This is a genomic window from Micromonospora rosaria (assembly GCF_001567585.1).
Lineage (GTDB): Bacteria > Actinomycetota > Actinomycetes > Mycobacteriales > Micromonosporaceae > Micromonospora > Micromonospora rosaria.
In genome coordinates this window covers 1-13,646 of record NZ_LRQV01000162.1, presented here as the reverse complement: position 1 = coordinate 13,646, position 13,646 = coordinate 1, and the positions used below count along the sequence as shown (strand labels likewise).

The following is a 13,646-nucleotide window of genomic DNA, read 5'->3' as shown; positions in this document are numbered from 1 at the left end:
GCCGGACGGCCGCGCGGGGCCGCCGGCCGGGCCGGCCGCCGCCAGCGCGCCCCCGGGGCCGCCCGCGCCGCCCGATTCCGGCCCGTCGGCCCGGCTCACGTCGTTCCGCCCAGCGGCACGGCCCGCCGGGACGGATCGCCGTCGGCCCGGCCCGGCTCGTCCATCGCGTAGATCAGCAGGAACTCCCGCTCCTCCTCGGTCAACCGCCTCGGCAACTGCCGGGACAGGTCGAACGGGACCAGCACCGAGCGGGCCCGGCTGGCCAGCACCTCGCCGTCGTACAGCTCGTAGACGACGGTGAACCGGGCCGCTCGGATCTCCTCGATCCACAGCTCGATCCGGACGGTCGGCGCGGCCTCGGCGGTGGCCCGGCCGACCGCGTAGTCGACCGGGCGCAGGTAGTCGACCTCGTGCCGGCGGATGACGACACCCTCGGCGAACGAGCCGACCCCCCACGCCCGGCCGCCGGCGAACATCAACGCCACCCGGGCCTCCTCGTACAGGGTGAGGAAGCGGGAGTTGTTGATGTGGCCGTACGCGTCCAGGTCGGACCAGCGCAGCGTGCAGTGGTAGACGAAACGGTCACTCATGGCTCAGCACCGGTCGACCATCAGTCGCGGGTCAGCTTGCGGTACGTGACCCGGTGCGGCCGGGCCGCCTCCGCGCCGAGCCGGTCGATCTTGTTCTTCTCGTACGCCTCGAAGTTGCCCTCGAACCAGAACCACTGGGCCGGGTTCTGGTCGTCGCCCTCCCAGGCCAGGATGTGCGTGGCGACCCGGTCCAGGAACATCCGGTCGTGGGAGATGACCACGGCGCAGCCGGGGAACTCCAGCAGCGCGTTCTCCAGGCTGGAGAGGGTCTCCACGTCCAGGTCGTTGGTGGGCTCGTCGAGCAGGATCACGTTCCCGCCGATCTTCAGGGTCAGCGCCAGGTTGAGCCGGTTGCGCTCGCCACCGGAGAGCACCTTGGTCGGCTTCTGCTGGTCCGGGCCCTTGAACCCGAAGGCGGCGATGTACGCCCGCGACGGCATCTCGACCTTGCCGACCATGAGGTGGTCCAGCCCGTCGGAGACGACCTCCCAGACGGTCTTGTCCCCGTCCAGGCCCTGCCGGTTCTGGTCGACGTACGACAGCGAGACGGTGTCACCGACCTTGACCCCGCCGCCGGTCGGCTGCTCCAGCCCGACGATGGTCTTGAACAGGGTGGTCTTGCCGACGCCGTTCGGGCCGATGATGCCGACGATGCCGTTGCGCGGCAGCGAGAAGGAGAGGTTGTCGATCAGCACCCGGTCGCCGAAGCCCTTGGTCAGGCTGTTCGCCTCGATGACCGTGTTGCCCAGGCGCGGGCCCGGCGGGATCTGGATCTCCTCGAAGTCCAGCTTCCGGGTCTTCTCCGCCTCGGCGGCCATCTCGTCGTACCGGTCGAGCCGGGCCTTCGACTTGGTCTGCCGGGCCTTGGCGTTGGAGCGCACCCACTCCAGCTCCTCGGAGAGGCGCTTCTTCATCTTGGCGTCGCGGCGGCCCTCGACGGCCAGCCGGGCGGCCTTCTTCTCCAGGTACGTGGAGTAGTTGCCCTCGTAGCCGACGGCGCGGCCCCGGTCCAGCTCCAGGATCCAGCCGGCCACGTTGTCCAGGAAGTACCGGTCGTGGGTGATCGCCATGACGGTGCCCGCGTACTTGGCCAGGTGCTGCTCCAGCCACTGCACGCTCTCCGCGTCCAGGTGGTTGGTGGGCTCGTCGAGCAGCAGCAGGTCGGGGGCCTCCAGCAGCAGCTTGCACAGCGCCACCCGGCGGCGCTCACCGCCGGAGAGCTTGGTCACGTCGGCGTCCGGCGGGGGGCAGCGCAGCGCGTCCATGGCCAGTTCGAGCTTGGAGTCGATGTCCCAGGCGTCGGCGTGGTCCAGCTCCTCCTGGAGCTTGCCCATCTCCTCCATCAGCTCGTCGGAGTAGTCGGTGGCCATCTGCTCGGCGATCTTGTTGAACCGCTCCAGCTTGGCCTTGGTCTCGGCGACCGCCTCCTCGACGTTGCCGAGGACGGTCTTGGCGTCGTTGAGCGGGGGCTCCTGGGCGAGCAGGCCGACGGTGTAGCCGGGCATCAGCCGGGCCTCGCCGTTGCTCGGCCGGTCCAGCCCTGCCATGATCTTGAGAAGGCTGGACTTACCGGCGCCGTTCGGGCCGACCACACCGATCTTGGCCCCCGGCAGGAAGCTCAGCGTCACGTTGTCGAGCACGACCTTGTCGCCGTGCGCCTTGCGCGCCTTTTCCAGGACGTAGATGTACTGGGCCACGGTGCGGGCTACCTCCGTAGATTGCGACTGGGGCCGGCGGACACGGGCGCGGGCCGGCGATCTCCGACCCGCCGCCGGCCGGGACCGGCCGCGCGCACGCCACCCTCAATCCTGACAGGTACGGCGGCGTCCGCCCACATCGCCCCGGCCAGCCGCGACCCGGCGCGCCGCCCGGGGCCACGACGCCCCCGCCCCGTCCGGTCCCACGAGCGGGTCGTGAAGATCACCAAGCCGGTTGAGCTGGCTTTGGGACGGGTAGGGAAGTCGGGCACGGGGTGGCAGACGCCGCAGCTACGCTCAGTACGCTCATCGCGGTGGACCCGTCAGCAGCAGCCGGAGGTGGCCGATCGTGACCGTCCGTAGCTCCTTTGTCGTAGTGGCGAACCGACTGCCGGTCGATGAGGTGAGCACACCCGAAGGGCGGCAGTGGCGCCGCAGCCCTGGTGGGCTGGTCACCGCGCTGCACCCGGTGCTCGCCGAGCACCAGGGCACCTGGGTCGGCTGGGCCGGCGGGACCGGCCCCGCGCCCGAGCCGTTCGACCTGGAGGGTATCCGGCTGCACCCGGTCCCGCTCAGCGCCGAGGAACTGGAGCGCTACTACGAGGGCCAGTCGAACGCCACCATCTGGCCGCTCTACCACGATGCCGTGGAGACCCCGGCGTACAAGCGGCGCTGGCGCGACGCGTACCGGCTGGTGAACGCGCGGTTCGCGGAGGCCGCGGCGGACGTGGCGGCCGAGGGCGCGACGGTCTGGGTCCAGGACTACCAGCTCCAACTGGTCCCGGCGATGCTGCGCGAACTCCGCCCGGATCTGCGCATCGGTTTCTTCCTGCACATTCCGTTCCCGCCGATCGAACTGTTCATGCAGATGCCGCTGCGCGCCGAGGTGCTGCGGGGCCTGCTCGGCGCCGACCTGGTCGGGTTCCAGCAGCGGCTCGCCGCGCAGAACTTCGTCCGGCTGGCCCGGCATCTGCTCGGCCTTCGGTACGAGGGGCAGATGATCCAGGTTGACGGCCGTCAAGTCAAGGCGGGCGCTTTTCCCATCTCGATCGACGTGGCCGAGATGGAGCGGCTGGCCGCCGACCCGGCGATCCAGGCTCGGGCCAAGCAGATCCGCGCTGAGCTGGGCGATCCCAAGACGATCATCCTCGGCGTGGACCGGCTCGACTACACCAAGGGCATCGAGCTCCGGCTCAAGGCCTTCCGGGAACTGCTCTCTGACGGAAAGTTGACAGTTCCGGACGCGGTTATGGTGCAGGTCGCCACGCCCAGTCGGGAACGGGTCGAGCACTACCAGGCACTTCGGGTCAAGGTCGAACGAGAAGTTGGCCGGATTAATGGGGAATTCGGCAGGGTCGGCGTGCCGGCCGTGCATTACCTGCATCAGTCGTACAGTCGCAGTGAACTGGCCGCGATGTACGTCGCGGCCGACGTGATGATGGTGACTCCCCTGCGAGACGGAATGAATTTGGTGGCAAAGGAGTACGTCGCGGCGCGCACCGACAGCGGTGGCGCCCTCGTGCTCAGTGAGTTCGCCGGCGCGGCCACCGAGCTGCGTCAGGCATTTTTGTGTAACCCGCACGACCCGGAGGCGGTCAAGGACGCCCTGCTGAGAGCCGTGCACGTGGAGAAGCCGGAGGCCCGTCGGCGCATGCGGATCATGCAGCGTCACCTGCGCACCCACGACGTGGGGCACTGGGCGAAGTCGTTCCTGACCGAGCTGGGCGTTCCCGATACGGAGGCCGCATGAACACGTCCGTCGTCGACGGCACGCCCTCGGTCTCCGGCGTCCTCGATCCCGCCCTGCGCTCCGCCATCGGGCGGATCGCCCGGGTGCCGCAGCTCCTGGTCGCCTGCGACTACGACGGCACCCTCGCCCCGATCGTGGAGGACCCGAGCAAGGCGGTCCCGCTGCCCGAGTCGGTCGCCGCCGTCCGGGCGCTGGCCGCGCTGCCGCAGACCTCGGTCGCGGTGGTGTCCGGGCGCGCCCTGCGCGACCTCGCCGCGCTGTCCCGGCTGCCCAGTGAGGTGCACCTGGTCGGCAGCCACGGCTCCGAGTTCGACATCGGTTTCGTCGAGCGGCTCTCCCCCGAGCTGATCGCCGTGCGGACCCGGCTGCGCGACCAGCTCCGCGAGATCGCCGCCGCCCACCCCGGGGTGCGGCTGGAGCGCAAGCCGGCCAGCGTCGCGGTGCACACCCGTGGGGTCGACCCGCAGGTCGCCGCCGCAGCCGTCGACGCGGTCCGCTCCGGCCCCGCGACCTGGGGCGACGTCACCGTCACCCAGGGCAAGGAGGTCATCGAGCTCTCCGTGGTGGCCACCCACAAGGGCACCGCGGTCGACCAGTTGCGGACCCAGCTCTCGGCCAGCGCGGTGCTCTTCATCGGCGACGACGTCACCGACGAGAACGCGTTCGGCAACCTGCACGGCCCGGACGTCGGCATCAAGATCGGCCCCGGCACCACGCAGGCCGACTACCGGGTGGCCGAGCCGATCGAGGCGGCCCGCGCGCTCGCCCTGCTGCTGGAGACCCGGCGGCACTGGCTCTTCGGCGAGCGGGCGGTACCGATCGAGCGGCACTCGATGCTCTCCAACGGCCGTACCGTGGCGTTGCTGACGCCGGAGGCGAAGGTCACCTGGCTCTGCCACCCCAAGCCGGACTCGGCGGCGATCTTCGCCGACCTGGTCGGCGGCAGCCCGGCCGGGCACTTCAGCGTCGCCCCGGAACGCGGTGGCATCCCGCTCGGCCAGCGGTACCGCTCCGGCACGATGACCGTGGAGACCCGGTGGTCGGGGCTCACCGTCACCGACTGGCTCGACCGGCCCTCGTCCGACGCGGTGCCGCCCGGCCCGGCGGTGGTCTCCGGCGACTCGACCCTGATCCGGGTGCTCACCGGCAGCGGGCGGGTCACCCTGGAGTTCGCCCCCCGGCCGGAGTTCGGCCAGGTCGCGGTGCAGTTGCAGCCGACCGGCGACGGCCTGCTGGTGCTCGGCTCCAACGAGCCGGTCGCGCTCTACTCCCCCGGGGTGGAGTGGGAGGTCGACAACGACGGCGGCAACGAGACCGCCACGGCGACCGTCGACCTCTCCGCCGCCGGCGGGCAGGTGACCCTGGAGCTGCGGTTCGGCACGCAGAACCTGGACCACCACCGGCTCACGGTGCACGAGCGCCAGGCCACGGCCGAGCAGCCGTGGAAGGAGTGGGTGGCCGGACTGCGGCTGCCCAACACCGCCCGCGACCTGGTCGCCCGCAGCGCGTTGACCCTGCGTGGGCTCTGCCACGAGGCCACCGGCTCGATCCTCGCCGCGGCGACCACCTCGCTCCCCGAGGAGCTGGGCGGCGTCCGGAACTGGGACTACCGGTACTGCTGGCTGCGCGACGCGGCGATGACCGCCCGGGTCCTGGTGGACCTCGGGTCCATCCAGGAGGCCGAGGCCTTCCTGCGCTGGGTGGACGGCTGCGTCGAGCGCACCGGGGGGCACCCGGAGCGGCTGCACCCGCTCTACACCGTGGAGGGGTACGAGCTGGGCGCCGAGGCGGTCATCGACACCCTGCCCGGGTACGCCGGCAGCCGGCCGGTCCGGGTCGGCAACCTCGCCAACCACCAGCTCCAGCTCGACGTCTTCGGCCCGATCGCCGACCTGATCGCCGCCGTCGCCGACGCCCGGGGCTCGGTCCGGGAGACCGAGTGGCGGGTGCTGGAGAACATGGTCGAGGCGGTACGCCGCCGCTGGCACGAGCCGGACCACGGCATCTGGGAGGCCCGCCTCCCACCCCGGCACCACATCTTCTCCAAGGTGATGTGCTGGATGACCGTGGACCGGGCGTTGCAGGTGGTCCGCCAGCACAGCGGCGAGGACCGCCCCGAGTGGGTGGAGCTGCGCGAGCGGATCGGCGCCAACGTCCTGGAGCAGGGCTGGCACGCCGGCGCCGAGGCGTACAGCGTCGCGTACGGCGACGAGGAGATGGACGCCTCCTCGCTCTGGATCGGCCTCTCCGGGCTGCTGCCCGGCGACGACCCCCGGTTCCTCTCCACCGTGCTCAAGATCGAGGCGGACCTGCGCAGCGGGCCGGTCGTCTACCGGTACCACTGGGACGACGGACTGCCCGGCCGGGAGGGCGGGTTCCACATCTGCACGGCGTGGCTGATCGAGGCGTACCTGCGCACCGGTCGCCGCACCGACGCGGAGGAGCTGTTCAGCCAGATGATCGACACGGCCGGCCCGACCGGACTGCTCCCCGAGCAGTACGACCCGCTCGCCGAGCGGGGCCTGGGCAACCACCCGCAGGCGTACAGCCACCTCGGGCTGATCCGCTGCGCCCTGCTGCTGGACAACATGCTCAAGCACTGATCCACCCAGCACCACCGGCGGCCGGGGAGCCCTCCTCCCCGGCCGCCCCCGTCTCTCCCCTCCTCCCCCCGCCCCCGTCCCCCCGCCTCCCCCCGCCGCCCCCGTTGATCATGGAGTTGGCTGCGGTGAAACGTCGAGCAGTGTGCCGCCAACTCCATGATCAACGGGGGCGGGCGTGAGGGTCAGAGGTGGGGACGGGGGAGGGTGGGGGGTCAGGGTTTGGGTTTGGGTGGGGGGAGGGCTGCCACGACGGGGCCGATGACCACGATCGCGGGGGGACGCAGGCCCGCCTCGGCCACGTCCACCGCGACCCTGCCCAACGTCGAGCGCACCGTCCGCTGGGTGCCGGTCGTACCCTCCTGCACCACGGCGACCGGCGTGGCCGGATCCTTGCCGTGCCCGGTCAGCGTGGCGGCGATGGCGGGCAGGTTCTTCAGCCCCATGAGGACGACCAGGGTGCCGCGCAACTGCGCCAACGCCGCCCAGTGCACCAGGGACTCGGGCGAGTCCGGGGCGACGTGCCCGGAGACCACGGTGAACTCGTGCGCGACCCCCCGGTGGGTGACCGGCACCCCGGCCACCGCCGGCACGGCGACCGCGCTGGTCACCCCGGGAACCACGGTCACCGGTACGCCCGCCGCCACGCAGGCCAGCAGCTCCTCGCCGCCCCGACCGAAGACGTACGGGTCACCGCCCTTGAGCCGGACCACGTTCCGCCCGGCGAGCGCCCGGTCGACCAGGGTCTGATTGATCTCCTCCTGGGTCCGCGACGGCCCGTACGGGATCTTGGAGGCGTCCACCAGCTCGACGTCGGGGCCCAACTCGTCCAGGAGCAGCCCGGGTACCAGTCGGTCGGCGACCACCACGTCCGCCTCGGCGAGCAGCCGCCAGCCCTTGACCGTGATCAGCTCCGGGTCGCCCGGCCCGGCACCGACCAGCGCCACCCGCCCGACCACCCCGGCCCGGCCCGCCCTCGCAGCGGTACCACCCGCCACAGTGGTGTCCCCCGCGGTGACAGTGGTGTCCCCCGCGGTGCCGGCCGCACCGGCGCCGCCCGCCGCCGCAGCACTGCCGCCGGATGCAGTGGTGCCGCCCGCAGCAGTGGTGTTAACAGGGGGCCCCTGCTCTACCGGAGGCGTTAACAGGGGGCCCTTCCTTGCACTCAGGAGGTCGCGGATGCGGTCTCGGACGCGCATGGCGCGGTGCGGGTCGCCGCCGCCGAGGACGGCGACGGTGACCGGGCCGTTGCGGGTCACCGCCGGGGTCCAGGCGGTGGCGGCGAAGCGGTCGTCGGCGCGAACGCAGAAGATCCGGCGCTCGTCCGCCGCCGCGCTGACCTCGGCGGCGGCGACCGGGTCGTCCACCGCCGTCTGCACCAGCCAGGCGCCGTCGAGGTCGGCCGGCACGAACCGGCGGGGCTCCCAGCGCAGCCGGCCCGCGTCGGCGTGCGCCCGCAGCGACAGGGACAGCTCCGGGGAGACCAGCAGCACGTCCGCCCCGGCGTCCAGCAGGGCCGGTACCCGGCGGGTGGCGACCGCTCCCCCGCCCACCACCACCACCCGGCGGCCGGCCAGCCGCAGCCCGAGCGGGTACGGGTTGCCGTTCACCGCCCGACCGTCCCGTCACCGGTGACCGCCACGCCGACCGCACCGGTGGGCGGTCCACCCGGGCCGGCGCCGTGCTCGGTGCCGACGCCGGTCTCCTGTCCCGCGACACCGGCGGTCTCCTCGGTGACGCCGGCGGTGTCGAAGGTGGCGACCTCGTGCAGTACCCGGACCGCGCCGGTGACCACCGGCAGGGCCAGCAGCGCGCCGGTGCCCTCGCCGAGTCGCAGGCCCAGGTCGATCAGCGGGTCGAGACCGAGCCGGCGCAACGCCACCCCGGCGCCCGGCTCGGCGGAGCGGTGCCCGGCGACCATCGCGCCCACCGCCGCCGGGGCGAACGCCGCCGCCGCGAGCGCGGCGGAGACCGCGATCACCCCGTCCAGCAGTACCGGGGTCCGCCGGGCGGCGGCGGCCAGGATCAACCCGGCCAGCGCGGCGTGCTCCAGGCCGCCGACGGCGGCGAGCACGCCCAGCGGGTCGGCCGGGTCGGGGTCGTGCCGCCGCAGGGCGGCCCGCACCACCGCCACCTTCCGGGCGTACGTGGCGTCGTCGACGCCGGTCCCCCGCCCGGTCACCTCGGCCGGGTCGGCGCCGGTGAACGCGGCGACCAGCGCGGCGGCCGGGGTGGTGTTGCCGATGCCCATGTCGCCGGTGAGCAGGATGCGCGCCCCGCCGTCGATCAGGTCGTCGGCGACCCGGATGCCGGTCTCCAGCGCGGCCCGCGCCTCGTCGCGGGTGAGGGCGGCGGTGACCGTCAGGTCCCGGGTGCCGGCCCGGACCTTCGCCGCCACCAGGCGGGGCGCTCCGCCACCGGCCCCCGGTGCCACCGGGCGGGTCGATCCGGCGGCACCGGTCCGGGGCAGCGGGACAGCCGCCGGGGACGACGGGACAGCCGCCGAGGGCGACGGGGCAGCCGCCGGGGACGGTGGGGTGGCGGGCGCGGCCGGCAGCGGGGTGGCGACGCCGACGTCGACCACGGTGACCACGGCACCGGCCTGGCGGGCGAAGGCGTTGACCACCGCCCCGCCGGCCAGGAAGTTGCCGATCATCTGGGCGGTGACCTCCTGCGGCCAGGGCGTGACGCCCTGCGCGTGCACGCCGTGGTCACCGGCGAAGATCGCCACCGCGGCCGGCTCGGGCAGCGGCGGCGGGCAGGCCCCGGCCAGCCCGGCGAGGCGTACCGACAGGTCCTCCAGGGCGCCGAGCGAACCGGCGGGCTTGGTCAGCCGGCCCTGCCGGTGCCGGGCGGTCGCCATCGCCGGCTCGTCGAGCGGCCGGATCGCCGCGATCGTCTCCTCCAGCATCACGCCTCCAGGATTCCCGCCAGTACGTCGGTGAACGCGTCGGTCGTCGCCCGGTCGCGGACCGCCACCCGCAGCCAGTCCGGGCCGAGACCGGGGAAGGTGTCGCCCCGGCGTACCGCCCAGCCCCGGTCGCGCAGCACCGCCCGGACCCGGGCGGCGCCGGGCAGGTGGATCAGGACGAAGGCGCTGGCCGGCTGCCCCGCGACGCGTACCCCGGGGAGGGCGGTGAGGCGGGCCACCAGGTGGTCGCGGTCGGCGGCGAGGTGCGTGGCGATGGCGCGCTCGGCCGCGACCGCGGTCGGGCTCGCGCAGGCGGTGGCGGCGGCCAGGGCCGGGGTGGAGACCGCCCAGAGCGGCTGGACGGCGGCCAGCCGGGCGAGCAGCGCCGGCTCGCCGAGCAGGTACCCGATGCGCAGCCCGGCCAGGCCCCAGGTCTTGGTGAGGCTGCGCACCACCACCAGGCCGGGCAGGTCCCGGCGGTCGGCCAGGGACTCCGGCTCCCCCGGTACGCCGGGCGCGGTGGTGGTGTCGGCGAACGCCTCGTCGACCACCAGGATCCGGCCGGGCCGGGCGAGCGCGGCCAGCACCGGGGCGGGGTGCAGTACCGAGGTCGGGTTGGTCGGGTTGCCGATCATGACCAGGTCGGCGTCGGCGGGTACCCGGTCGGGGTCGAGCCGGAAGCCGTCGGCGGGGTCGAGCAGCACCCGCTCGACGGTGTGCCCGGCGGCCCGCAGCGCCGCCTCCGGCTCGGTGAACTGCGGGTGCACCACCACCGGTCGACGCCGGTCGGACAGGGCGCGGGCGAGCAGCACGAAGCCCTCGGCGGCCCCGGCGGTGAGCAGGACCTCCTCCGGCCGGCGACGGTGCCGGGCGGCGACGGCCGCGCGGGCCCCGGTCGGGTCGGGATAGCGGGCCAGGTCGGTCAGGGTGGCCGCGATCGGCCCGGCCAACCAGGGTGGCGGCGGGGCGCGGCGGACGTTGACCGCCAGGTCGACCAGCCCGTCGGCCACCTCGGCGTCGCCGTGGTGGCCGAGATCGGGCTCGGCCGCCCCCGGGGTCGCCGACGACCGCGCCTGATCGTCGTTCCGCTCACCGTGCATGCCCGCGATCCTGCCGGGAAGCCGACGCCCGGGACAGCCGGGGTCGACGTGGGGCGCGTCACCGTACCGCCCTTTATGAATATTTCTCATGTACGTATCGGAAATGTCATAACTTCGGGCCGTGAGCAACCGACCCCTTACCGCCGCTGGTCGTCTCCTCCCACTCCTGCGCATCGGTCTCATCGCCGGGATCGTCGTCGCCGCCGCCGCGTACCCGTTGGCCGCCGCCACCGGGCTCGGCGCGAAGGCCACCGCGCACGCCGTGGAAGCCAAGACCAAGCTGCTGACCACCGCCCTGCCCGCCGAGACCTCCTACCTGTACGCCCCGGACGGCACCACCCTGCTGACGATGTTCTACGAGGAGTACCGGCAGTACACCACGCTGTCGGACATGTCGCCGAACATCCAGCAGGCGATCGTGGCCGCCGAGGACTCCCGCTTCTACCAGCACGGCGGGGTCGACCCGAAGGGCGTGGCCCGCGCCTTCGTCGCCAACGCCCGCTCCAGCGGGGTGTCCCAGGGCGCCTCCACGCTGACCATGCAGTACGTCCGGATGGCGCTGCGGGACAGCGCGACGATCCCGAAGGAGGTGCAGGAGGCCACCGAACAGACCAGCATCCGCAAGGTCAAGGAGATGCGGATGGCCATCGACCTGGAGAAGGAGCTGAGCAAGCCGGAGATCCTGGAGCGCTACCTCAACTCGGCGTACTTCGGGCACCGGGCGTACGGCATCTACGCCGCCAGCGAGATCTTCTTCTCCAAGACCCCGAAGGACCTCAGCCCGGTCGAGGCGGCCACCCTTGCCGGCCTGGTCAAGTCACCCTCCCAGTACGACCCGGCCAGCTCCGACCAGAAGGACGCCACCGCCCGGCGCAACTACGTCCTGGACCGGATGGCGCAGGTCGGCTACCTCTCCTCGGACACCGCCGAGCAGCTCAAGCGCGAGCCGATCCGGCTGAAGCTGACCAACCCGCCGAACGACTGCGCCGCCATCCCCGAGAAGTACAACAGTTGGGGCTTCGCCTGCGACTACTTCAAGAACTGGTGGAGCGCGCAGCCCGCGTTCGGCGCGAACCGGCTGGAGCGGATGGACAAGCTGCGCCGGGGCGGGTACCGGGCCGTGCTCAGCCTCGACCCGAAGATCCAGGAGGCGGCGGAGAACAACGTGGGGTCGAAGGACCGCACCGGCAGCCCGTTCGCCAACGGGATCGTGGTCGCCGAGCCGGGCACCGGGCGGGTCAAGGCGATGGCGGTGAACCGGACGTACTCCCTCGACCTGGCCGAGAACCCGCCCAGCTCCAACCCGGAGGCCTCGCCGAAGGTGAAGGCGAACTTCCCGAACACGGTCGCGCCGTTGCTCGGCGGCGGTGACCTGCCCGGGTACCAGGCCGGGTCGACGTTCAAGATGTTCCCGATGCTGGCCGCCCTCGACGCGGGGATGCCGCTGTCGACCACCTTCAACGCGCCGCACCGGTACCGCTCCGAGATCTACGACGGGTGGTCGCCGTCCAACGCCAGCGGCGCGATGAGCGGTAGCCAGACCATGTGGTCCGGCTTCGGCAAGTCGGTCAACACGTACTTCGTCTGGTTGGAGGAGCAGGTCGGGGCGGACCGGGCGGTTCGGCTCGCGGAGCAGCTCGGCCTGCGCTGGCGGACCGACGTGGACCGCAAGCACGCCGCCCCGGAGAACGCGAGGAAGTGGGGCGCGTTCACCCTCGGCGTCTCCGACGCCACCCCGCTGGAGATGGCGAACGCCTACGCCGCGATCGCCGCCGACGGGCGGTACTGCGAGGCGATGCCGGTCCAGTTGATCAACAACCGGGACGGCACCCCGGCCGTCTTCCGGACCGCCTCCGGCATCGAACGGGAGGTCGCCAAGCCGCGCTGCCGGCAGGTGGTGAACGCCGACGCGGCCCGTGCCGCCACCGACGCGGCCCGCTGCCCGACCGGGGACAGCCCGGCGAAGGGGGGCTGCGGCGGCTGGTCGACCGCCGACAGCGTCCGGGGTACGGTCGGCCGCCCGGTCGCCGGCAAGACGGGTACCACCGACAGCACCCGGTCCGCCTGGTTCGTCGGGTACACCCCGGAACTGGCGGCGGCGAGCTTCATCTCCGACCCGGACAATCCCTTCAACGCGGTGGGTGACGGGCAGTCCCAGATCCCGATCGAGGCGGTGGCGCAGACCCTGCGCGACGCCCTGAAGGACCGCCCGGTCCGCCAGTTCACCCCACCCTCGGACGCCATCGTCGGCTGACCCGCCGGAGCGGGGTCACCCGGCTCACCGGAGGCGCGGGTCGCCGGTGAGCCGGGTGGCAGCGTGACCCGACGGCAGTCGTAGGGCGGGGGCAGTCGCGGCCCGGGTGGCAGCGCGGCCCGGGCCGCCGGTGAGCCGGGTGGCAGCGAGGCGCGGGTCAGCGGGGAGCGTCGGGGGCCGCGGCGGCGGCGACCAGCCGGGCGGCGATCCCCGGGTCGGCGGCCCAGTGCAGGGTGAGCTGGGAGGCGTGCACGCCGCGCCAGACGAACCCCTCCGGGGCGCCCCCGTCCCAGCTCCACGCCGGCTGCCGACCGGCCCGGGGGGTGAGCACGGCGCTGTGCTGCTTGTACCCGGTCAGCACCGCGCCGCTGGCGGCGATCACGCTGTCCGCCCGGGAGGTGGCCCGGCGGTACCCGACGACCAGCCCGTCGCGGCGGGTGGCGGTGGCGTCGAGCACCCCGCACATCGGCAACCCGTCCAGGTCACGGGCCAGCCAGAGCAGCCCGGCGCCCTCGGCCAGCACGGGCCGGCCGGTCCGGGCCAGCTCGGCCACGGCGATGCAGAGCCGACGGTTGGCCGAGAGCTGCTCGGCGTACGACTCGGGCAGCCCGCCCCCGACGACCAGCGCCCGGGTGCCGGGTGGCAGCTTCTCGTCGCGCAGCGGGTCGACCAGCACCACCTCGGCACCGGCGGCCCGCAGCAGCTCGGCGGTCTCCGGGTAGCTGTAGCTGCCCCCGGGGCCGC

General features: G+C 73.3%; 8 protein-coding genes and 1 pseudogene. 3 read left to right on the top strand and 6 right to left on the bottom strand.

Annotated features, from left to right (window positions below; genetic code table 11):
- Positions 1 to 95: 95 nt before the first annotated feature.
- Together AWW66_RS28155 and ettA are read right to left on the bottom strand one after the other, a co-directional pair.
- On the bottom strand, positions 96 to 590 hold the full coding sequence (locus AWW66_RS28155; protein WP_067372534.1) for an acyl-CoA thioesterase: 495 nt from the start codon (positions 588 to 590) through the stop codon (positions 96 to 98).
- Positions 591 to 610: 20 nt separating this feature from the next.
- Positions 611 to 2,287 (bottom strand): energy-dependent translational throttle protein EttA, encoded by a 1,677-nt coding sequence (gene ettA / locus AWW66_RS28150; RefSeq protein WP_067372531.1) that lies wholly within the window; start codon positions 2,285 to 2,287, stop codon positions 611 to 613.
- 349 nt (positions 2,288 to 2,636) lie between these two features.
- Here ettA and AWW66_RS28145 point away from each other — a divergent pair, with 349 nt between their 5' ends.
- Positions 2,637 to 4,037: an alpha,alpha-trehalose-phosphate synthase (UDP-forming) gene (locus AWW66_RS28145; RefSeq protein ID WP_067372529.1), complete on the top strand. Its 1,401-nt coding sequence runs from the start codon at positions 2,637 to 2,639 to the stop codon at positions 4,035 to 4,037.
- On the top strand, positions 4,034 to 6,640 hold the full coding sequence (gene otsB / locus AWW66_RS28140; protein ID WP_067372526.1) for a trehalose-phosphatase: 2,607 nt from the start codon (positions 4,034 to 4,036) through the stop codon (positions 6,638 to 6,640). The genes AWW66_RS28145 and otsB overlap by 4 nt, the downstream gene beginning before the upstream one ends.
- 212 nt (positions 6,641 to 6,852) lie before the next feature.
- Here the strand turns inward: otsB and cobA are convergent, their stop codons facing one another.
- From cobA to cobC, 3 genes are read right to left on the bottom strand one after another with little or no spacing between them, the layout of a single operon-like run.
- Positions 6,853 to 8,247, bottom strand: a complete 1,395-nt coding sequence (gene cobA, locus AWW66_RS28135) for a uroporphyrinogen-III C-methyltransferase (protein WP_067372523.1) — start codon at positions 8,245 to 8,247, stop codon at positions 6,853 to 6,855.
- A complete protein-coding gene (locus AWW66_RS28130; protein ID WP_083979075.1) occupies positions 8,244 to 9,548 on the bottom strand; it encodes a nicotinate-nucleotide--dimethylbenzimidazole phosphoribosyltransferase in 1,305 nt (434 codons plus the stop codon). The genes cobA and AWW66_RS28130 overlap by 4 nt, the downstream gene beginning before the upstream one ends.
- Complete coding sequence (cobC, locus tag AWW66_RS28125) at positions 9,548 to 10,648, bottom strand: Rv2231c family histidinol phosphate aminotransferase CobC (protein ID WP_067372520.1); 1,101 nt, start codon at positions 10,646 to 10,648, stop codon at positions 9,548 to 9,550. The genes AWW66_RS28130 and cobC overlap by 1 nt, the downstream gene beginning before the upstream one ends.
- 121 nt (positions 10,649 to 10,769) lie before the next feature.
- Between cobC and AWW66_RS28120 the strand changes: the two genes are divergently transcribed.
- The gene (locus AWW66_RS28120) at positions 10,770 to 12,902 is read left to right on the top strand and encodes a transglycosylase domain-containing protein (protein ID WP_067372518.1); all 2,133 of its coding nucleotides are present in this window, start codon (positions 10,770 to 10,772) and stop codon (positions 12,900 to 12,902) included.
- Between the two features lie 157 nt (positions 12,903 to 13,059).
- Here AWW66_RS28120 and AWW66_RS28115 read toward each other — a convergent pair.
- Positions 13,060 to 13,646, bottom strand: a pseudogene (locus AWW66_RS28115) (cobyrinate a,c-diamide synthase); the annotation flags it as partial.